Genomic DNA, 20,527 nt, shown 5'->3' with positions numbered 1-20,527 from the left:
CTGTTCGACATTCCCACTGGTACCGACGCCAATGTGTCGACCAACGTCAAGATGGGGCAATCGTCCAATGTGTATGCGCTGGCCAAGGCCGGCGACAAGTTCTTCTATTCCGTCAAGGAAGTCAAGGTAACTCTTGGCGGCTGCGGCGGTTAAGCCGGCCGCACTCCCAGATCAAGTTTGAAAGGAATACGACATGTCAGATCCAATGAGAATCCGAGCCCAAGCCCAAGGCGACAAAACCACCGTCCGTGTGCTGGTCAGCCACGAAATGGAAAGCGGCCAGCGCAAGGACGCATCGGGTAAAACCGTGCCAGCCTGGTTTATCCAGAGCATCACCGCCGTCCACAATGGCAAGACCGTCATGAGCGCCCAGTGGGGCCCGGCGGTGTCGAAAAACCCGTTCATGCAGTTCGCCTTCAAGGGCGGCAAGGCCGGCGAGAAAGTCATCGTCAACTGGACCGACAACAAGGGCGAAAAACGCAGCGACGAGGCCGTGATTTCCTGAAATTTCCCGGCAGCCACAAACAAAAAATCCACGAGGAGCGCACGATGAAATTGAAACTGGCGGGACTGTTTGCCCTGAGCCTGCTTCCCATACTGGCGGCAGCGCAAAAAACCACGGCCGAAGGCATTGCGGAATACCGCGCCATGCTGGCTGACGGCAACCCGGCCGAACTTTTTGAGGCCAGGGGCGAAGCGCTGTGGAAGCAGGCGCGCGGACCCAAAAACGCCAGTCTCGCGCAATGCAACCTCGGCAAGGGGCCGGGCGTCGTGAAGGGTGCGTTTGTCGAGCTGCCGCGCTACTTTGCCGATACGGCGCGGGTGCAGGATCTGGAGTCACGCCTGCTGACCTGCATGGAGACCCTGCAGGGTTTCAGTGCTGACGCCATCGCCAAAACGCCGTTTGGCCGTGACGAGCAGAAAAACATCGAATCGCTCGTGGCCTATATTTCGGGTGAGTCACGCGGCATGAAGTTCAATCTGCCGCAGGCGCATACCCAGGAAAAGCTGATGTATGCGGTGGGCAAGCAGGTGTTTTACCAGCGCGGCGGACCTTACGACTTTTCCTGCGCGTCCTGCCACGGCGAAGACAACAAACGTGTGCGCCTGCAGGACCTGCCCAACCTGACCAAAAATCCAGGCGCCGGTGATGGATTTGGTGCCTGGCCGGCCTACCGGGTGTCCAGCGGCGACCTGTGGAGCATGCAGCGCCGACTCAACGATTGCTACCGCCAGCAGCGCTTCCCCTTCCCGGGTTATGCGTCCGATGTGACCATCGCACTCGGCGTTTATATGGGTGTCAACGGCAAAGGTGGTGTTTCCACCGCACCGGCACTCAAGCGTTGAATAGAACAGGAAGCATGATGAAAAAAATCCAAAAACAAGTCGTCCTGGCTGCCGCGACCGTGTTGCTGGCCAGCTGTGCCAGTGCCCCATCTCCTCAAGATGTGGCTGCAGCGACGCAGAAGATGCTGAAGTCCTCGTTTCGCGACCAGGGCATTGCCAAAACCAGCTGGCTAGACCAGGACGCCTCCAACAAGGCCTGCTCTGAAGCCCAGGGCGCGGCGCTCGACGACAAGCTGGCCAAAGCCATCGAGGAGGCCAACATGAAGAACGTGAAGATGCCTTCGGACGGCAAGTTCATCGGCGACTGGAAAGAGGGTGAAAAAATTGCCCAAAACGGTCGCGGCATGACCTGGAGCGACGCAGCCGGCTCGGCCAACGGCGGCAGCTGCTACAACTGCCACCAGATCAGCAAGGAAGAGCTGTCCTTCGGCTCCATCGGCCCCAGCCTCTACAACTTTGGCAAACTGCGCGGCGTCAGCAACCCCGCTGCCGCAGAGAGCAAGCCCATCGTCGACTACACCTGGGGCAAGCTCTGGAATGCCAAGGCCTACAACGCCTGTTCCGGCATGCCTCGCTTTGGCCACGCCGGCATCCTGAACGAAGCCCAGATGCGCCATGTGATGGCGCTGCTGCTGGACCCGCAATCGCCTGTGAACAAGTGATTTCCCCCCCCCGGGCTTAGTGCTCAAATCTGCCTCTAGCCCTTGTGCGACGGGCGTGGGCAGCTATCAAATTTATAGTAACTTTCTCACAGGCCTGGCTTGACAGGCAGGATGACCAACGCCATGAATCTGTCCCGCCGCGAGTTTTCAAGTGTCATGGCCGCTGCGCTGGCCGCCGGTTTTCCCTTACATCGTGACGCCGGCGCCGCGCAGGCCGGCGCCGCCTACAACGTGCCGCGCTCGGGCAATGTGCACCTGCTGCACATGACCGACTGCCACGCGCAACTACTGCCGGTGTACTTCCGCGAACCCTCGGTCAACCTCGGTGTGGGCGCGATGCGGGGCCAACTGCCGCACCTGGTCGGCGAGCATCTGCTGAAGGCCGCGCACCTCAAGGCCAACACGCCCGAGGCGCATGCTTTTACTTACCTGAACTTCGAGCGTGCGGCGCAGCAATATGGCAAGGTCGGCGGTTTTGCGCATCTGGCGACGCTCGTCAAACAGCTCAAGGCCGGCCGGCCCGGCGCCTTGCTGCTGGACGGCGGCGACACCTGGCAGGGCAGCGCCACGGCGCTGTGGACGCAGGGCCAGGACATGGTCGATGCTGCCAAGCTGCTGGGCGTAGACGTCATGACCGGCCACTGGGACTTCACCTATGGCGAGGAGCGGATCAAGACCATCGTCGAGAAGGACTTCGCCGGAAAAGTTGATTTTCTCGCGCAAAACGTCAAAACCAGCGACTTTGGCGACCCGGTGTTCAAGCCCTATGTCATCAAGGAGATGAATGGCGTGGCCGTGGCCATCGTCGGCCAAGCCTTTCCCTACACACCGATTGCCAATCCGGCTTGGCTCACGCCGAACTGGAGTTTTGGCATCCGCGAAAGCGAGATGCAGGAAACCGTCAACGAAGCGCGCGCCAAGGGTGCGCAAGCGGTGGTGCTGCTGAGCCACAACGGCATGGATGTGGACCTCAAGATGGCCTCGCGCGTCACCGGCATCGATGCCATCCTGGGCGGGCACACGCACGACGGCGTGCCGGTGCCTGTGATCGTCAAAAACCCCGGCGGCCAGACCATTGTTACCAACGCCGGCAGCAACGGTAAATTCCTCGGTGTGCTGGACCTCGACGTCAGGAACAAGAAGGTTGTTGGTTTCAAGTACCGATTGCTGCCGGTGTTTTCAGAGCTGTTGGCGGCCGACCCGGCCATGAGCCAGCTCATCGCCGGCATTCGCGCGCCTTATGAAGCCAAACTGGCTGAAAAACTTGCGGTGACAGAGGGCACGCTGTTCCGCCGCGGAAACTTCAACGGCACGTTTGACCAGTTGATCCTCGATGCACTGATGGAAGTGCGCGGCGCCGAGATCGCGTTCTCACCAGGCTTTCGCTGGGGCACCTCGCTGTTGCCGGGGCAGGCCATCACGCGCGAACACGTGATGGACCAGACCGCCATCACCTATCCATGGACAACCCTGACCGACATGCGTGGTGAGACGATCAAAACCATTCTGGAAGATGTTGGCGACAACCTCTTCAACCCCGACCCCTATTACCAGCAAGGCGGCGACATGGTGCGGGTGGGTGGTCTGAGTTACCGCTGCGAGCCGGGGGCGAAAATGGGCGAACGCATTCAGGACATGCGCCTCAACGGCAAACCAGTCGAGGCCGGCAAAAATTACAAAGTGGCTGGCTGGGCGCCGGTTCAGGAAGCCAGCAAAAATGCCGGCCCACCGGTGTGGGAGGTGGTCGAGACCTATCTGCAGGCGCACAAGCTCCTCAAGCCCCCCAAACTCAACACGCCCAGGCTGATTGGCACGGCCGGCAACCCGGGCCTGGCTTGACGGTTGGCGCGAGCCAAGCCGTCAAAGCCTTGTCCGCAGGGGCACGCTCTCACAATCGGGGGCTTCGGGCGTGCCACAGCGCCGCAGCGAACAATGCGGCTGATAGCAAGGGTGCCACCGTGCGCACCGTGTTCCACATGGTCCACTCGCGCAGGTAGCGCGCCCACAGGGCCGCCGCTTCCGGCGAGCCTGCCTGCAGCGCGGCCAGCGCGTTGTTCAGAGGGACATTGCAGGCTACGGTCACGCCCAGGCAGCCGACCAGGTAAACCGTGCCGCCTCGGCCATGAGCTTCGCGCTGGTTTCGCCCCACCAGAAGTAGGCTCCCCCGGCCAGCGCCAGACACGCCAGGCCAGTGCCAAAAAACACCAGCAGAAAACCCGGGTTAATGACGGTCTCGTTGATGGACTGCATGGCTGCCACCCCTTGCGCAGGCGGAAGCCGGCCCAATGCAGACATCACAAAGGATGAAAACGCGAAGAAGATGCCTGCCACCACGCCGCTGCCTAAAGCTGCCGCTGCGAGCAGCGCAAAGACGGCCCCCTCACGCATGGTCGCCGCCCCACACGCCTGAGGCCGCAGTGCGCCGCACATAGTCCTCGAAGCTCCGGGGAGGGCGTCCCAGGGCACGCTGCACACCATCGCCCAAAGGGGTGTTGCGGCCGTCGAGCACGGTGGCGAACAGGTACATGATCAGATCTATGTACTCAGGCGGAACCTGTTGCTGAACCAGCGCAGCGCGGTAGTCAGCAGCGGATACTTCGATGAAGCCGACCGGCCGGCCTGCGGCGCTGGCAATGCTGCCAATCGCTTCGGCAAAACCAACGGCCCGGGGACCTGTGATGTCGTAGAGCTGACGGGTGTGGCGGCTGCCGGTCAGTGCTTCGAAAGCGATTTCTGCAATGTCGTCCACGTCAACAAAAGGTTCGGCGGCCAGCCCTAATGGCACGGCCACCTCGCCAGCGAGGATTTGCCCGTGGAAGTAACTTTCACTGAAGTTCTGGCAAAACCAGCTCGAGCGCAGGATGGTCCAGTCGGCGCCGGTTTTCTGCAATGCCTCCTCGGCGGCCGCTGCCTCGACTTCGCCGCGACCAGAAAGAAGAACCAGTTTGTGAACGCCGGCGTCCACGGCCACCTTAAAAAACGCCTGGACCGTCGCCAGCGCACCCGGCACGGCCAGGTCGGGCTGAAAGGCAATGTAGGCGCTGCTGCAACCCTCAAGCGCGGGTGCCCAGCTGGCCTGGTCTTCCCAATCGAAGGCCGGCTGGGCGCTGCGCGATCCGACGCGCGTGCGATAACCGGCCTCAGCCAGCCGCTCAGCCACCCGGCGGCCGGTTTTGCCAGTACCGCCCAGAACCAGCGTCATGGCTTGTGATGAATGTTGATTTGTCATGCTTCCACCTTTAAATGTTAATATATGAGGACTTCTCATATTGGCAATATGATAAACACTCACATTTTAATGTCAAGCCCGTGATGGAACTTAAACAACCGCCGGGCGCGGGCGCCAGGCGCCTGCCCACCCAGCAGCGCAGCCTTGAGCGGCTCGATCGCATCCTCACGGCGGCGCGTGTGCTGATCGTCGAGAAGGGAAGCGACCGGGTGAAGATGAGTGAGATCGCTGCGCTTGCCGAAATTTCGATCGGTTCGCTCTACCAGTACTTTCCGGAGAAAAGTGCGGTGATTCAGACGCTGGCCGCGCAATACAGCGCTGAATGCCGCGGATACATCGAAGAAGCGCTGACGTCGGTGCGCGATTTCGCCGGCTTGCGCGTGGCCTTCGAAGGACTGCTGGACCAGTATTACGATTTGCTGCTGGCCGAACCGGTGATGCGGGACATCTGGTCGGCCATGCAGGCCGATAAAACCCTGATGGCCCTGGAACTTGAAGAAAGCCGTGCCTGTGGGGCGCTGCTGGCAGCAGCGATCCAGCGTGTCAGCCCGGCGGCAGACGCAGCAAAAATTGCCTCATCTGCCTTTCTGATCTGGCAACTGGGCGAAGCGACCATGCGGCTGGCGATGTCGCTAGAACGCCAGGAGGGCGACAAGCTCCTGGAGACCTACAAACGCATGACCTGGCGTGAAATCTCCAGCCCCTGAGACGCCTTGCAGAGCCCCGAAGAATCGTCCGTGACCGTGACATTCGCATGAAACCCGCTGTTGGCAAAGGGCACCAGATATCCGCCTGATTGATCAGTGGCACAATTGACATTGTTTCTGAAGGCCCTTCCTTGCCACAGTCGCATCCGCTAATCGGTCAAGCCGTGCTCGCGGAAGGTTAATCAACCAGCCACATCCCGTTGTGGCCAGCTAATGTTTCCCCAAGGGAAACGGAGGTCAGCGTAATGAGTTCAATCCCGGCGGCATCGTCCGTCTATTCGGCCTATCAGGGCAACACCTATCTCTTCGGCGGCAATGCGCCCTATGTCGAAGAGATGTACGAAAACTACCTCGCCAACCCCGGCAGCGTGCCCGACAACTGGCGCGAGTACTTCGACGCCCTGCAAAACGTTCCCGCAGTCGACGGCAGCAATGCCAAGGACGTTCCGCACTTGCCGGTCGTCAATGCGTTTGCCGAACGCGCCAAACAGGGGCAGACCAAGGTGGTGGTCGCCAGCGGCGCCGACTCCGAAATGGGCCGCAAGCGTACCGCCGTCCAGCAGCTGATCGCCGCCTACCGCAACGTCGGCGCCCGCTGGGCCGACCTGGACCCGCTCAAGCGCACCGAACGCGACCACATTCCCGAGCTTGATCCGTCTTTCTACGGTTTCAGCGATGCTGACCAGGAAACGGTGTTCAACACCAGCAACACCTTCTTCGGCAAGGAGACCATGAGCCTGCGCGAGCTGCTCAATGCGCTGCGCGAGACTTACTGCGGCACCATAGGCGCCGAGTACATGTACATGACGGATCAGAACCAGAAGCGCTGGTGGCAGCAAAAGCTCGAAAGCATCCGCAGCAAACCCAATTTCACCAAGGAAAAAAAGCTTCACATCCTGGACCGCCTCAGCGCGGCCGAGGGCCTGGAGCGTTTTCTGCACACCAAATACGTCGGCCAGAAGCGTTTCTCGCTGGAGGGCGGTGAAAGTTTCATCGCCAGCATGGACGAGTTGATCCAGCGCAGCGGCAGTATTGGCATCAAGGAAATCGTGATCGGCATGGCCCACCGCGGCCGCCTCAATGTGCTGGTCAATTCGCTGGGCAAGGTGCCGGCCAACCTGTTTGCCGAGTTTGACCACACCGCGCCGGAAGACCTTCCCAGCGGCGACGTCAAGTACCACCAGGGTTTCAGCTCGGACGTGACCACACCCGGCGGCCCGGTGCACCTGAGTCTGGCGTTCAACCCTTCCCACCTTGAGATCGTCAACCCGGTGGTCGAAGGCTCGGTGCGCGCACGCATGGATCGCCGCGCTGACCCCAAGGGCCTGCAAGTGCTGCCGGTGCTGGTCCATGGCGATGCCGCTTTTGCAGGGCAGGGCGTCGTGATGGAAACGCTGGCGCTGGCCGAGACGCGCGGTTACTCCACCGGTGGCACGGTGCACATCGTGATCAACAATCAGATCGGCTTTACCACCAGCGATCCGCGCGACAGCCGCTCCACGCTGTACTGCACCGACGTCGTCAAGATGATTGATGCACCCGTGCTGCACGTCAACGGCGACGACCCGGAAGCCGTGGTGCTGGCCACGCAACTTGCGCTCGAGTTCCGCATGGAATTCCAGAAAGACGTCGTGGTCGACATCATCTGCTTCCGCAAGCTGGGCCACAACGAGCAGGATACGCCTGCGCTGACCCAGCCGCTGATGTACAAGAAGATCGCCCAACACCCGGGCACGCGCAGGCTCTACGCCGACAAGCTGTCGGCCCAGGGCATGGGCGAGACGCTCGGTGACGACATGGTCAAGGCCGTGCGCGCCGCGCTTGATGCCGGAAAGAGCACGTTTGACCCGGTGGTGACCAACTTCAAGAGCAACTACGCGGTCGACTGGACACCTTATCTCGGCAAGAAGTGGACGGATGCCGGCGATACCGCCATTCCGATGGCGGAATGGCGGCGCCTGGCGGAAAGAGTCAGCACCATCCCCGCGACCGTGACGGCGCATCAGCTGGTCAAGAAGGTGTACGACGACCGCGCAGCCATGGGCCGGGGCGATATTCCCGTGGATTGGGGCATGGGCGAACACATGGCGTTCGCGTCGCTGGTGGCCAGTGGCTACCCGGTGCGCCTGTCGGGTGAGGATTGCGGCCGCGGCACGTTCACGCACAGGCATGCGGTGATCCACGATCAGAGCCGCGAAAAGTGGGATACCGGCACGTATGTTCCGTTGCAGAACGTCGCCGACAACCAGGCGCCATTTGTGGTGATCGACTCCATCCTGTCCGAGGAAGCCGTGCTGGCTTTCGAGTACGGCTATGCGTCCAACGACCCCAACACGCTGGTGATCTGGGAAGCTCAGTTTGGCGATTTCGTCAACGGCGCGCAGGTCGTGATCGACCAGTTCATCGCCTCCGGTGAAGTGAAGTGGGGCCGCGTCAACGGCATCACGCTGATGCTGCCGCACGGCTACGAAGGCCAGGGCCCGGAGCACAGCTCGGCCCGGCTCGAGCGTTTCATGCAGTTGTCGGCCGACACCAACATGCAGGTGGTGCAGCCAACGACGGCGGCGCAGATTTTCCACGTATTGCGCCGCCAGATGGTGCGCAACCTGCGCAAGCCGTTGATCATCATGACGCCCAAGTCGCTGCTGCGCAACAAGGATGCGACCTCACCGCTGAGCGAGTTCACCAAGGGCAGTTTCCAGACCGTGATCCCGGACAACCACGAGCTCAAGGCCGACAAGGTCAAACGCGTGATTGCCTGTTCCGGCAAGGTTTACTACGATCTGGCCAAAAAGCGCGAGGAAAAAGGCGCTGACGACGTGGCTATCATTCGCGTCGAGCAGCTCTACCCTTTCCCGCACAAGGCGTTCGCGAGCGAACTCCGGAAGTACCCCAACCTCACCGAGGTGGTGTGGTGCCAGGACGAGCCGCAAAATCAGGGCGCGTGGTTCTTCGTGCAGCACTACATCCACGAGAACATGTCGGAAGGCCAGAAGCTGGCTTACTCGGGCCGTGCGGCTTCTGCTTCGCCAGCCGTCGGTTATTCGCACCTGCACCAGGAACAGCAAAAGGCGCTGGTGGACGGCGCCTTTGGCAAGCTCAAGGGCTTCATCCTGACCAAATAAGAACCAGCCGCACGCGCCCCCGTGGCGCGTGACTGGCCTATCTTCCACATACCGAAAGAATTCACATGGCTACCGTAGAAGTCAAAGTCCCCCAGCTGTCCGAGTCCGTTGCCGAAGCGACGATGCTGCAGTGGAAGAAAAAAGTCGGCGATGCCATCGCCATCGATGAAATCCTGATCGAAATCGAAACCGACAAGGTGGTACTGGAAGTGCCGGCACCGGCCGCCGGCGTGTTGTCGGAAATCCTGGTGGCCGATGGCGGCACGGTTGCAGCCGAGCAGCTGATTGCCCGCATCGATACCGAAGGCAAAGTCGCTGCTGCGGCGCCTTCGGCTGCTGCTGCAAGCCCTGCGCCGGCCACCGCTGCTGCGCCAGCACCTGCTCCAGCTGCGAGTGGCGGCAACATGGCGGGGGTGGCCATGCCCGCTGCCGCCAAGCTGATGGCCGACAACCAGCTGGCTTTCGGCTCAGTGGCCGGCACCGGCAAGGACGGGCGAGTCACCAAGGGTGATGTGCTGGGTGCGGTGGCCGGCGGTGCTGCATCTGCTCCTAAATCAGTAGCTTTCAGCGCAATACCCACGGGGGCTCCGACCACTTTATTGCCCCAAGTTTCGGCACCATCTAAGGTCGACGACCTCGGCGACCGCCCCGAGCAGCGCGTGCCCATGAGCCGCCTGCGCGCACGGATTGCCGAACGCCTGCTGCAGTCGCAATCGACCAACGCCATCCTGACCACCTTCAACGAGGTCAACATGGCCCCAGTCATGGAGATGCGCAAACGTTTCCAGGAAAAGTTCGAAAAAGAGCACGGCACCAAGATCGGTTTCATGAGCTTTTTCGTCAAGGCAGCGGTGCATGCCCTCAAGAAATACCCGGTGCTCAATGCCTCGGTAGACGGCAACGACATCGTCTACCACGGCTATTTCGACATCGGTATCGCTGTTGGTTCGCCGCGCGGTCTGGTGGTGCCCATCCTGCGCAATGCCGACCAGATGAGTTTTGCCGACATCGAAAAGAAAATCGCCGAGTACGGTGCCAAGGCGCGTGACGGCAAGCTGGGCATCGAAGAGATGACCGGTGGCACCTTCTCGATTTCCAATGGCGGCGTGTTCGGCTCGATGCTGTCCACCCCCATCATCAACCCGCCGCAATCGGCCATTCTTGGCGTGCATGCAACCAAGGACCGAGCGGTGGTTGAAAACGACCAGATCGTGGTGCGCCCGATGAACTACCTGGCGATGAGCTATGACCACCGCATCGTGGACGGCCGCGAAGCCGTGCTCGGCCTTGTGGCGATGAAGGAAGCGCTGGAAGATCCGGCTCGCCTGCTGTTCGATATTTGATACACCCCCGAGGCGGCCTTCGGTCGCCTCCCCCTCAAAGGTGCGACACCAGCTGCCCGGCAAAGCCGGTTCCGCGGTGTCTCCCGAAAAATCCCTTCAAGTGGGACAAAGGAGTTTTGCATGAGTAAACAATTCGACGTCATCGTCATCGGCGGCGGCCCCGGTGGCTATATTGCCGCCATTCGCGCAGCTCAGCTGGGTTTCAATGTCGCCTGTATCGACGAGTGGAAAAACGCCAAGGGCGGCCCGGCGCTGGGCGGCACCTGCACCAATGTTGGCTGCATTCCCTCCAAGGCGCTGCTGCAGTCATCGGAACATTTCGACCAAGCCAGCCACCACTTCGCCGAGCATGGCATTGAGGTCAAGGGCCTGGGCCTGGATGTGGCGAAGATGCTGGCGCGCAAGGACAATGTCGTCAAACAGAACAATGATGGCATCGTCTACCTGTTCAAAAAGAACAAGGTGACCTTCTTCCACGGCCGTGGCTCCTTTGCCGCTGCCAGAGAGGGCCTGTACGACATCCAGGTCGCTGGCGCTGCCGAAGAAGCCATTTCCGGCAAACACATCATCGTGGCCACCGGCTCCAGTGCGCGTGCTTTGCCGGGTGCGCCTTTTGATGAGGAAAACATTCTTTCCAATGATGGCGCGCTGCGCATTGGTGGCGTGCCAAAAAAGCTGGGCCTGATAGGCTCTGGCGTGATTGGCTTGGAGATGGGCTCGGTCTGGCGCCGCCTGGGCGCCGAAGTCACGGTGCTGGAGGGCCTGCCAACTTTCCTCGGTGCGGTGGACCAGCAGATCGCCAAGGAGGCCAAAAAGGCCTTCGACAAGCAGGGTCTGAAAATCGCACTCGGCGTGAAGGTCGGCGAAGTCAAGAGCAGCAAGAAGGGCGTCAACATCGCCTACACCGATGCCAAAGGTGAAGCCCAGACCCTGGACGTGGACAAACTGATCATCTCTATCGGCCGTGTTGCCAACACCCAAGGCCTGAATCCCGAGGCCGTGGGCCTGAAGCTCGATGAGCGCGGTGCGGTGGTGGTCGATGATGAGTGCAGGGCCAGCCTGCCCAATGTCTGGGCCATCGGCGATGTGGTGCGCGGCCCCATGCTCGCGCACAAGGCCGAGGAAGAGGGCGTGGCTGTTGCCGAGCGCATCGCCGGCCAGCACGGCCACGTCAACTTCAACACCATTCCGTGGGTGATTTACACAAACCCCGAGATCGCGTGGGTGGGTCAAACCGAGGAACAACTCAAGGCCGCTGGCCGCGCTTACAAGGCCGGCACCTTCCCGTTCATGGCCAACGGCCGCGCGCGCGCGCTAGGCGACACCACAGGCATGGTCAAGATGCTGGCCGATGCAGCGACGGACGAGATTCTGGGCGTGCACATCGTCGGGCCCATGGCCAGCGAACTGATTGCCGAATGTGTGGTCGCCATGGAGTTCCGCGCCAGCTCGGAAGACATCGCCAGAATCTGCCACGCCCATCCTTCGCTCAGTGAGGCAACCAAAGAAGCCGCCCTGGCCGTTGACAAACGCACGCTGAATTTCTGAGCGCGCTGGCCAGGGTCACGATGTCCGTCACTTCGGAGTACGCGCGTGAGCTGAAGACAAGGGGTTATGTCAGCGACCCGGCGCAGTTGCGCGCGGTTGCCGAACTGGAGCGCTGCGCCACCGAGTGGGCCGCCTTCAAGGAACAGCGCTCCAACCCCCTCAAAAAGCTGATCAACCGGCCGGACATTCCGCGGGGTGTCTATATGCACGGCGGCGTCGGGCGCGGCAAGAGTTTTTTGATGGACTGCTTTTACAACGCAGTTCCACTCAAGCGCAAGACGCGCTTGCACTTTCACGAGTTCATGCGGGAAGTGCACCGTGAGTTGCGGGACCTGCAGGGAATCGCCAATCCACTGGACGAATTGGGGAGGCGGATTGCCAAGCGTTACAGGCTGATTTGTTTCGACGAATTTCACGTCGCTGACATCACCGATGCGATGATTCTGCACCGCCTGCTGACCGCCTTGTTCGACAACGGGGTGGGCTTTGTCACCACGTCCAATTTCCATCCCGACGGTCTGTACCCGAACGGCATGCACAGGGAGCGCATCCTGCCGGCGATCGACGTGCTCAAGGACAATCTTGAAGTGCTGAGCGTGGACAACGGCACCGACTACCGCCGGCGCACACTCGAACAGGTCCGGCTGTATCACACGCCGCTTGGCCCGGCGGCAGACGCCGAAATGAAGGAAACTTTTGAGCGTGTGGCCGAGTCCCAGGACGAATCCCCTGTGTTGCAGATCGAGTCCCGCCAGATCGAGGCCAGGCGCAAGGCTGGGGGGGTTGTGTGGTTCGACTTCAAGACCCTGTGTGGCGGGCCAAGGTCGCAAAACGATTACCTGGAAATTGCCACCCAGTTCCACACTGTGTTGCTCAGCGATGTACCCTACATGCCGGTGCGTATGGCTTCGGAGGCAAGGCGCTTTACCTGGCTGATAGACGTGCTTTACGACCGACGTGTCAAACTGATCATGTCGGCGGAGGTGGCTCCAGAAGCGTTGTACACCGAGGGCCCCTTGGCCCACGAGTTCCCCAGAACTGTTTCCAGGCTCAACGAGATGCAATCCGCAGAATTTCTTGCTACTGAACGGCGTGACGTGGATACCACCTTGACATGAAAAAAACACTTTTGTTGCTGCTCGCCCTGATTGCCATTCCCATGGCTATGGCGCAGCCGAGGGAAGACCTCTTCCCTGCGGCTGCGCAAAATGAGCGCGAACGCATCAATACCGAACGGCTGGCCCTGGAGACCGGTTTCGACGTGGAAGATGCTGCTTGCTACAAGAAGTTTTTCACTAACCGCTGTCTCAAGGAAGTCCAGTCTCGGCGGCGGGAAGCGCTGGCCCTGTTGCGTCAACAGGAGGTTGCCTTGAATGACCGGGAGCGCAAGGAAGCGGCCGCCGCCCAGATTCAGAAAACGGAAGAAAAATCGTCTGAGGAAGCCCTGCAGCAGGCCGCCGAGCGCCGTCAGCAGGCATTGCAGGAAACGCGCGACCGCATCAAGCGGTCGCAAGAAAAGGCAGACGAGCGGGCGACCCTGAAGCAAAACGAAGCATCCAGCGCCGCAGAGACCGCGAAAAAGGCGCAAGGTTCGCAGGAGAGGGCGCAAGCGCGCGTGCAGCAAAGTGCCACGACTGCCGACGAAGTCAAAAAATACAATGACAAGCAGCAGGAAGTCAGGGAGCGCAAGGCAAGCCGCGAAAAAGAGCGGCGCGAGCAAACCAAAGCGCCGGCCAAGCCGTTGCCCACGCCCCAATAGAGGTCTTACTCCAGGGCTTCGAGCTTGACGATGACCAGGGACAGGTTGTCGCCGCCACCATGGGCACGCGAGCGGGCTTTCTGAATCAGGAACTCGGTGGCTTCCCGCGGTGATAGCATGGACAGCGCCGACCCCATTTCACTCGGACTGAAGTAGTGCCACACGCCGTCGCTACAGGCGATCAGCGAGTCGCCGGGGCGCAACTGCGGTATGAAGTGAGGGGTGACGGGCGGTCCTTCCTCAGTGCCCAGGCAGCCCATCAGGATGTTGGACTGCGGGTGAACATTGGCCTCGTCGTCCGTGATCTCCCCCTTGTCGACAAGCGTCTGGACGTAGGAGTGGTCGACGGTCCGCTTCACCAGCTTGGCACCGTGAAAGTGATAGACGCGTGAATCGCCCGCATGCACCCAATGGCAATCGCCGCTCGGATTGATTAAAAACGCAGCCAGGGTGCTGTGCGGCTCTTGTTCGGCGGAAATAGCCGTCAGCCTGATGACGGTGTGGGCTTCCTCGACCAGCTGCCTGAGCATGGCAGGGGCGTCGTCACTGGCCGGCGCATAACGCTCGAACAGCTGCCTGGCGGTCATCATCACCTGGTCCGAGGCCTTGCGCCCGCCGCTGCGTCCGCCCATGCCGTCGGCGACGATGCCAAGCATGCAGCCCGCAATGCGCGGATGGCTGATCAAGGCAACTTGGTCCTGTTGATAGTCACGGTCTCCCTTGTGGATACCGGTGGACGCTGTAATTCGATAACCTTTGGACATCTTGGCATGGATCGAGTCATGTGGACTCGATATATCTCCGTATTCAACGTATTATCAGATGAAGCAGCCCGCGCGGACAAAAAAACCTTGGACCTGAATTTACACTCCCCGGAGCGACGGCTGATTGAACTCCAGATCGAGCACGCGGACCTCGATGCCTTGGTTGACATCACGTCGCATGCCGTCCCGATCGACGAGCTGACGCTAAGGCGCCTGAAAAAGCGTCGCCTTTTGTTGCGAGACCAGATCGCCCAACTGGCGGTGTCGCTCGACCCTCCCGAGCCTGCGTGATGAACTTGGCGTCGCAAGTTCTGGCGGCCTTCGCCGCTGACGGGGTGTTGTCCCGCGCTACTGATCACTTTGTTTCCCGCACTGGACAGACCGAGATGGCGCTGGCCGTGGCGCAGGCCATTGAAGGCGCTTATCCGCTGGTTGTCGAGGCCAGCACCGGGGTCGGCAAGACCTTTGCCTATCTGGTGCCGGCGCTGCTCAGCGGGGAGCGCGTGTTGCTGTCGACTGCCACCAAGGCGCTGCAAGACCAATTGTTCGGGCGAGACTTGCCGGCCCTCGTCAGGGCGTTGGGGGTGCCCCTCAGCACCGCTTTGCTCAAGGGGCGCGGGAGTTACTTGTGTCTGCACCGCATGGAGATGGCCCGCCATGACCCGGCCTTTCCCGAGCGCAGCTCGTTGAGCGCGCTTTCCAAGGTGGAGAAGTGGGCCCAAGGCACGGCCACCGGCGATCTGGCTGAATTGCCGGGTCTTGATGAACGTTCCCCGGTGATCCCCTGGGTGACCTCCACGCGTGAAAACTGTCTGGGGTCCCAATGCCCCCGCTTTCGGGCCTGCCATGTCAACCAGGCACGCCGCGAAGCCATGGCCGCCGACGTGGTGGTTATCAACCACCACCTGTTTTTTGCCGACCTGACGGTGCGCGAATCGGGCATGGCCGAGCTGCTCCCCACAGTGCGCGTCGCGATTTTTGACGAGGCTCACCAGCTCAACGAAACCGGAGTGCAGTTTCTGGGGAAAAACCTGTCTACCGGTCAGTTGCTCGATTTTTCGCGCGACATGCTGGCCACCGGGCTCCAGCTGGCGCGCGGCCTGGCGGATTGGCAAGCCCTGTCGGGCGCTACCGAGCACGCGGCACGCGATTTGCGCCTGTCCGTGGGTAAGGCTTATCCGGGCAGCAAATTGCGATGGAATGAGACGGTTCCGGAAGGGCTGGATGCCGACGATTGGACAGTTGCACTGGTCGCGCTCGGCAGCTCACTGCAGGCGGCCTGCGAGGCTCTGAACACGGTGACGGAGATTGCGCCTGACTTCACCCGCCTTCATGAGCGGGCCCTGGAACTGGCAGAGCGCACACAGGCCTTCTCGGCACCGGCTGAGCCAGGCGGTGTGCGCTGGCTGGATGTGGGCACACAGCTGCGCCTTGTCGAGTCGCCGCTGGACATCGCCAAGGCTATTCATGCAAGGGTGTTTGCCGACAACTCGGCGGCGGCAAAGACCTGGATCTTCACTTCTGCCACGCTGGGCGATGATGATAGGCTGAGCTGGTTCACCGGTCCCTGCGGGTTGACGGATGCCACGGTGCTGCGTATCGGCAGTCCCTTCGACTACGCACGTCAGGCCGCTTTTTATGTGCCACGCCACTTCCCCAAACCGGGTGACCCGGCACATGCTCCGGCAGTGGCGGCTTCCGCGGCGCAATGGGCACGCCGGCTGGGCGGGCGCACCATGGTGCTGACCACCACACTGCGCGCCTTGCGCGCCATCGGCGACGCCCTGCAGACAGCTTTTGATGGCGCCAATGACTTCGAGGTGCTGGTGCAGGGAGCGTTGCCCAAACGCGTGCTGATCGAACGCTTTCGCCGGGGGGATGGGGATGGGGGGCGACCGTGCGTGCTGGTCGCGTCTGCCTCGTTCTGGGAGGGCATCGATGTGCCGGGCGACGCGCTGCAACTGGTGGTCATCGACAAGCTGCCTTTTCCGCCGCCCAACGATCCCATGGTGGAAGCCAAATCGAGGGCGCTGGAAGCTGATGGAAAAAGCGCGTTCAACGACTATTTCCTGCCCGAAGCCGCTGTGGCGCTGAAGCAGGGAGCCGGCAGGCTGATCCGCCGCGAGACTGATCAGGGCGTGCTGGTGATTTGTGACAGCCGGCTGGTCGTCATGGGCTATGGCAAGCGCCTGCTGCGGGCACTGCCACCCATGCAGCGACTGGCATCAGAAGGCGAGTTGAACGAACGCCTGGACCTGCTTACCAGAAGCGGTACCACGGCGTCTCAACCGACCTGAAGCCTTTGGTCAGGTACTCGCTCTGCGGATAGGATCTTTCCATCACGCGTTTGGCGTCGTCACGCAACTGAGTCATGCCCAGCGCGTCGTAGGACTTGTACAGGATGAACAGCGCGTCTTCCAGTACCGGCACGTCGCGGTATTCGGCCAGGGCGGTCTGAGCGCGGTTGATAGCCGAAATGTAGGCGCCGCGGGTGTAGTAGTAGCGCGCCACATGAACTTCATACTGTGCCAGCGAGTTGACGATATAGGTCATCCGCAAGCGGGCATCTGCCGAGTACTTCGATTCGGGAAAGCGGTTGACCAGTTCCCTGAAAGCTTCGAATGACTCCTTGGCGGCTTTCTGGTCACGTTCCGACAAATCCTGCTTGTACAGGAACCTGAACAGGCCGAGGTTGTCGTTGAAGGTCACCAGGCCCTTGAGGTACAGGGCGTAGTCGATCGCCGGACTGGACGGGTGCAGCTTCATGAACCGGTCCAGCGTGGCCTGGGCTTGCGCCTGTTCGCCGCCCTTGTACTGCGCGTAGGCTTTTTCGAGCTGGGCTTGCTGGGCCAGCGGTGTGCCGGCAGCCCGGCCTTCCAGCTTTTCAAACAGCGGAATCGCCTTGTCGTAAGCGCCGGAGCTCGCTTCGTCGCGGGCTTCCGCATAGATCTTGTTGGGACTCCAGGCGGCGGTAGGGTCCTTGACGGCTGTCGAGGAACAGGCAGACAGCAGGACCACGCCGGCCAGCAGGGCCGCCGTGATGGGGGATGTGGCGGGAACAACCGATAATTTGGTGGAAAACATCGCAATTGATCCTGTTAATGACTGATTCTGTACAAAGCAAATTGATTATATCGAGCGCCAGCGCCGAGGCGGAGTTGTCGGACGAGGTCTCGGACGAACTGGACACTGGCGCCGCCTTCGAGCTGCGCCAGGTGGTGGTGCCTGCCGGTAGTCACGCTGAGCGGCTGGACCGCACGCTGGCGCTGGCGGTGCCGGAGTTTTCCCGCAGTTATCTGCAGCAACTGATAGAAGCAGGGGCCGTGCAACTCAACGGCATGGTCTTCAGCAAGTCGTCTGGGCGCGTGAAGGCCGGCAACACACTGCAGATCGAGCTCAGGCCCACACCGCAAAGCCAGGCCTTCAAGCCCGAAAGCATGGCGTTGGAGATTGTTTTCCAGGATGAGCATTTGCTGGTGGTCAACAAGCCGGCGGGATTGGTGGTGCACCCGGCACCTGGTAATTGGAGCGGGACGCTGCTCAACGGCCTGCTGGGTCGTGACCCGGAAGCCGGACTGTTGCCGCGGGCCGGCATTGTTCACCGGCTGGACAAGGACACCAGCGGGCTGATGGTCGTGGCGCGCAAGCGCCAGGTCATGGAGCAACTGGTGGGCATGATTGCGGCCCGAACGGTCAGCCGCGAGTACCTGGCGCTGGCCCATGGCGACTGGCTGGGGCCGGCAGCGCGTCAGGTGGAGGCGCCGATAGGTCGTGATCCCCGCAACCGCCTGCGCATGGCGGTGGTGGATCTTGAGAGGCATTCCGGCAAGAGCGCATCCACCGGCATCTTCCGGCTGGCCAGCGCAGGCGGGTTTTGCCTGGTCCGCTGCAAATTACAAACCGGCCGAACCCACCAGATCCGGGTGCACATGGCGTCCATCGGTCATCCGCTGGTGGCCGACGAGGTGTATGGCGGCCGGACCGCAGCCGATCTCACGCGTCAGGCCCTGCATGCGTGCCGGCTGGCCTTCGAACATCCCGTGACCCATGCGCCATTGGAGTTCCTGTCTCCCCTGCCGCCTGATCTGGCGGCGGCCGTGGCCGGGGTAGGGGTAGGGCTGGGATACAATCAAGACCAGTAGTTTTCTGCTACCAGCACATGGCGCGCCCAGATAAAGTGTTTGCGCATGAATGTGAACTGCGCTGCCAGGCGCCTTGATCCTCGATTACTTTCGGAACCAGACCATGAATACGACGGATGCGAAGCGCGTCCTCGAAACGGCACTCATTTGCGCGCAGCAGCCGCTGCCTGTACGCGACATGGGAGTTTTGTTCAACGGGGCGCTCACGACCGACACCCTCAAGTTGCTGCTCGAAGACCTGCAGAACGACTGGTCCGGGCGCGGCGTGGAACTGGTCCGCGTGGCCACCGGCTGGCGTTTCCAGAGTCGCCCCGACATGCGGGAATTCCTTGATCGGCTGCATCCTGAGAAGCCACCGCGCTACACCCGCGCCACGCTGGAAACCTTGGCCATCATTGCCTATCGGCAGCCGGTGACGCGCGGCGACATGGAAGACATCCGCGGGGTGACCATCAACAGCATGATCCTCAAGCAACTGGAGGACCGCGGCTGGGTGGAGGTGATCGGCCACCGCGAAACCGTGGGCCGGCCTGGCCTTTACGCGACAACGCGGCAATTTCTGGACGATCTCGGCGTCGAATCACTGGATCAGCTGCCTGCCCTGGACAACAGCACCGCCCAGGCGTCGATGCTGGAACAGATCGAATTTGGTCTGGCAAGCGCGCCGACCAGCGAAGACGGCCTTACGCTGGAGACGCCAGCGCAGCCCGCCGGTGATGACCATCCAGGATCTGAAGTACAAACTGATTCCGAGGCGGCGTTGGCCGCAGCCAGCCCTGCCGATCCGGCAGACTTCGACAGTTCGCAGGAAGCCCGGGCCGGCGGCCAGGCATCTCCTGATACCCAAGCCTGAGCGACCACCGCATGAACCCCAATGACAATCCGGCTCCGGCCGCACCGGCCCCCCAGATTGAAGAGTCAAACAAGGCTCCAGCCACCGACCAGCAAGCGCCAGTAGCTCCTGATTTGATAGCGAATCAGGACCCACCGACGGCTGCCGCGGAATATTCGCCACCTCGCCAGACGCCGTCCAGTGCGCCGGCTATCTGCTTCGAGGATGTTGTCACGGGTCAATTCGATGCTGACGAGGAAGACGTCGCGGTGGAACTGGCCAAACGTGTCCTGTTGCCGCAGCCCGAAACCCCCAAATTGCACAAGGTGCTGGCCCAGGCCGGCCTGGGGTCGCGGCTCGAGATGGAGCAATTGATTCTGGAGGGGCGGATTTCGGTCAATGCCGAGCCGGCGCACATCGGCCAGCGCATCCAGTTCGGCGACACGGTCAAGGTCAACGGCAAACCGATCCGGGTCCGGATCGACCCGCCGCCGCCGCGTGTGATCGCTTATCACAAACCCTCTGGTGAGGTGGTATCGCACGACGACCCGCAGAACCGCCCGACGGTGTTTCGCAAGCTGCCCAAGCTGTTCCAGGGCAAATGGCAGTCGGTCGGACGGCTGGACTTGAACACCGAAGGGTTGCTGCTGCTGACGAGCTCGGGTGAACTCGCCAACAAGCTGATGCATCCGCGCTTCGGCCTCGAGCGCGAATATGCGGTCCGGGTGCTGGGCGCCCTGAACAACGAAGAAAAGAAGCGCCTGCTCGACGGCGTGCAGCTCGACGACGGCCTGGCCCAGTTCGGCACCATCGAGGCCGGCGGTGGCGAGGGCGCCAATTGCTGGTATCGGGTCACCATTTCCGAAGGGCGCAACCGCGAGGTCCGCCGTATGTTTGAGGCTGTCGGCCACGCCGTCAGCCGTCTGATCCGCATCCGTTATGGCGCCGTGGTGCTGCCGCGCGGTCTCAAGCGGGGCGCTTTTGTGGAGCTCGACGAGCGTGACATCTTCGCCCTGACCAGCGCAGTCGGCCGCTCTGAGTCGCGCGCGGACCCGCGCGGGCCCAAACC

21 protein-coding genes are annotated in these 20,527 nt (G+C 61.6%); 16 read left to right on the top strand and 5 right to left on the bottom strand.

Annotated elements, in window-relative coordinates; genetic code table 11:
- The 5 genes from H0W47_RS14865 to soxB all read left to right on the top strand — a co-directional run.
- Positions 1-153, top strand: a 153-nt coding sequence (locus tag H0W47_RS14865) for a thiosulfate oxidation carrier protein SoxY (protein ID WP_296925742.1), incomplete at its 5' end; no start/stop codon positions are given.
- A gap of 40 nt (positions 154-193) precedes the next feature.
- Positions 194-505 carry a thiosulfate oxidation carrier complex protein SoxZ gene (soxZ, locus tag H0W47_RS14860; protein WP_296925736.1) on the top strand — a complete coding sequence of 104 codons (312 nt, stop codon included), beginning with the start codon at positions 194-196 and terminating at the stop codon, positions 503-505.
- A 44-nt stretch (positions 506-549) separates the two neighbouring features.
- Complete coding sequence (gene soxA, locus H0W47_RS14855) at positions 550-1,347, top strand: sulfur oxidation c-type cytochrome SoxA (RefSeq protein WP_296925733.1); 798 nt, start codon at positions 550-552, stop codon at positions 1,345-1,347.
- Positions 1,348-1,364: 17 nt separating this feature from the next.
- Entirely contained in the window at positions 1,365-2,009 is a 645-nt protein-coding gene (soxX, locus tag H0W47_RS14850; RefSeq protein ID WP_296925731.1) for a sulfur oxidation c-type cytochrome SoxX, read from the top strand.
- Between the two features lie 123 nt (positions 2,010-2,132).
- Complete coding sequence (gene soxB, locus H0W47_RS14845; RefSeq protein ID WP_296925729.1) at positions 2,133-3,848, top strand: thiosulfohydrolase SoxB; 1,716 nt, start codon at positions 2,133-2,135, stop codon at positions 3,846-3,848.
- A 49-nt stretch (positions 3,849-3,897) separates the two neighbouring features.
- Here soxB and H0W47_RS18655 read toward each other — a convergent pair whose 3' ends face one another.
- The 3 genes from H0W47_RS18655 to H0W47_RS14835 are packed head-to-tail and all read right to left on the bottom strand — an operon-like array spanning position 3,898 to position 5,238.
- Positions 3,898-4,092, bottom strand: a complete 195-nt coding sequence (locus H0W47_RS18655; RefSeq protein ID WP_367265417.1) for an anthrone oxygenase family protein — start codon at positions 4,090-4,092, stop codon at positions 3,898-3,900.
- A complete protein-coding gene (locus tag H0W47_RS18650) occupies positions 4,089-4,397 on the bottom strand; it encodes a hypothetical protein (RefSeq protein WP_367265416.1) in 309 nt (102 codons plus the stop codon). The genes H0W47_RS18655 and H0W47_RS18650 overlap by 4 nt, the downstream gene beginning before the upstream one ends.
- Entirely contained in the window at positions 4,390-5,238 is an 849-nt protein-coding gene (locus tag H0W47_RS14835; protein ID WP_296925727.1) for an NAD(P)H-binding protein, read from the bottom strand. Before H0W47_RS14835 ends, H0W47_RS18650 begins: the two co-directional genes overlap by 8 nt.
- Before the next feature lie 83 nt (positions 5,239-5,321).
- On the opposite strand from H0W47_RS14835, the gene H0W47_RS14830 reads away from it, so the two are divergent.
- From H0W47_RS14830 to H0W47_RS14805, 6 genes are all read left to right on the top strand, one after another.
- Positions 5,322-5,945 (top strand): TetR family transcriptional regulator, encoded by a 624-nt coding sequence (locus H0W47_RS14830; RefSeq protein ID WP_296925724.1) that lies wholly within the window; start codon positions 5,322-5,324, stop codon positions 5,943-5,945.
- A 254-nt stretch (positions 5,946-6,199) separates the two neighbouring features.
- Positions 6,200-9,070 carry a 2-oxoglutarate dehydrogenase E1 component gene (locus H0W47_RS14825; RefSeq protein WP_296925740.1) on the top strand — a complete coding sequence of 957 codons (2,871 nt, stop codon included), beginning with the start codon at positions 6,200-6,202 and terminating at the stop codon, positions 9,068-9,070.
- A 65-nt stretch (positions 9,071-9,135) separates the two neighbouring features.
- The gene (gene odhB, locus H0W47_RS14820; protein WP_296925723.1) at positions 9,136-10,413 is read left to right on the top strand and encodes a 2-oxoglutarate dehydrogenase complex dihydrolipoyllysine-residue succinyltransferase; all 1,278 of its coding nucleotides are present in this window, start codon (positions 9,136-9,138) and stop codon (positions 10,411-10,413) included.
- A 120-nt stretch (positions 10,414-10,533) separates the two neighbouring features.
- Positions 10,534-11,961 (top strand): dihydrolipoyl dehydrogenase, encoded by a 1,428-nt coding sequence (gene lpdA / locus H0W47_RS14815; protein ID WP_296925720.1) that lies wholly within the window; start codon positions 10,534-10,536, stop codon positions 11,959-11,961.
- A 20-nt stretch (positions 11,962-11,981) separates the two neighbouring features.
- On the top strand, positions 11,982-13,079 hold the full coding sequence (zapE, locus tag H0W47_RS14810; protein WP_296925718.1) for a cell division protein ZapE: 1,098 nt from the start codon (positions 11,982-11,984) through the stop codon (positions 13,077-13,079).
- Positions 13,076-13,720 carry a hypothetical protein gene (locus H0W47_RS14805; protein WP_296925717.1) on the top strand — a complete coding sequence of 215 codons (645 nt, stop codon included), beginning with the start codon at positions 13,076-13,078 and terminating at the stop codon, positions 13,718-13,720. The genes zapE and H0W47_RS14805 overlap by 4 nt, the downstream gene beginning before the upstream one ends.
- A 5-nt stretch (positions 13,721-13,725) precedes the next feature.
- Here H0W47_RS14805 and H0W47_RS14800 read toward each other — a convergent pair whose 3' ends face one another.
- On the bottom strand, positions 13,726-14,484 hold the full coding sequence (locus H0W47_RS14800; RefSeq protein WP_296925714.1) for a protein phosphatase 2C domain-containing protein: 759 nt from the start codon (positions 14,482-14,484) through the stop codon (positions 13,726-13,728).
- 87 nt (positions 14,485-14,571) lie between these two features.
- Between H0W47_RS14800 and H0W47_RS14795 the strand changes: the two genes are divergently transcribed.
- Entirely contained in the window at positions 14,572-14,775 is a 204-nt protein-coding gene (locus H0W47_RS14795) for a DUF465 domain-containing protein (RefSeq protein ID WP_296925738.1), read from the top strand.
- Positions 14,775-16,781 (top strand): ATP-dependent DNA helicase, encoded by a 2,007-nt coding sequence (locus tag H0W47_RS14790; RefSeq protein WP_296925713.1) that lies wholly within the window; start codon positions 14,775-14,777, stop codon positions 16,779-16,781. The genes H0W47_RS14795 and H0W47_RS14790 overlap by 1 nt, the downstream gene beginning before the upstream one ends.
- Here H0W47_RS14790 and H0W47_RS14785 read toward each other — a convergent pair.
- Positions 16,744-17,568 carry an outer membrane protein assembly factor BamD gene (locus tag H0W47_RS14785; protein WP_296925711.1) on the bottom strand — a complete coding sequence of 275 codons (825 nt, stop codon included), beginning with the start codon at positions 17,566-17,568 and terminating at the stop codon, positions 16,744-16,746. The genes H0W47_RS14790 and H0W47_RS14785 overlap by 38 nt on opposite strands.
- 17 nt (positions 17,569-17,585) lie before the next feature.
- On the opposite strand from H0W47_RS14785, the gene H0W47_RS14780 reads away from it, so the two are divergent.
- The 3 genes from H0W47_RS14780 to H0W47_RS14770 form a co-directional block, all read left to right on the top strand.
- Positions 17,586-18,626: an RluA family pseudouridine synthase gene (locus H0W47_RS14780; protein ID WP_296925709.1), complete on the top strand. Its 1,041-nt coding sequence runs from the start codon at positions 17,586-17,588 to the stop codon at positions 18,624-18,626.
- Between the two features lie 103 nt (positions 18,627-18,729).
- Positions 18,730-19,479 (top strand): SMC-Scp complex subunit ScpB, encoded by a 750-nt coding sequence (gene scpB / locus H0W47_RS14775; protein ID WP_296925707.1) that lies wholly within the window; start codon positions 18,730-18,732, stop codon positions 19,477-19,479.
- Between the two features lie 11 nt (positions 19,480-19,490).
- Positions 19,491-20,527 (top strand): pseudouridine synthase (locus H0W47_RS14770; RefSeq protein WP_296925705.1); only part of this gene is annotated, 1,037 nt, incomplete at its 3' end.

The sequence above is a fragment of the Polaromonas sp. genome (assembly GCF_013817205.1).
Classification (GTDB): domain Bacteria; phylum Pseudomonadota; class Gammaproteobacteria; order Burkholderiales; family Burkholderiaceae_C; genus Polaromonas.
This window is presented reverse-complemented; position numbering and strand designations above follow the sequence as displayed.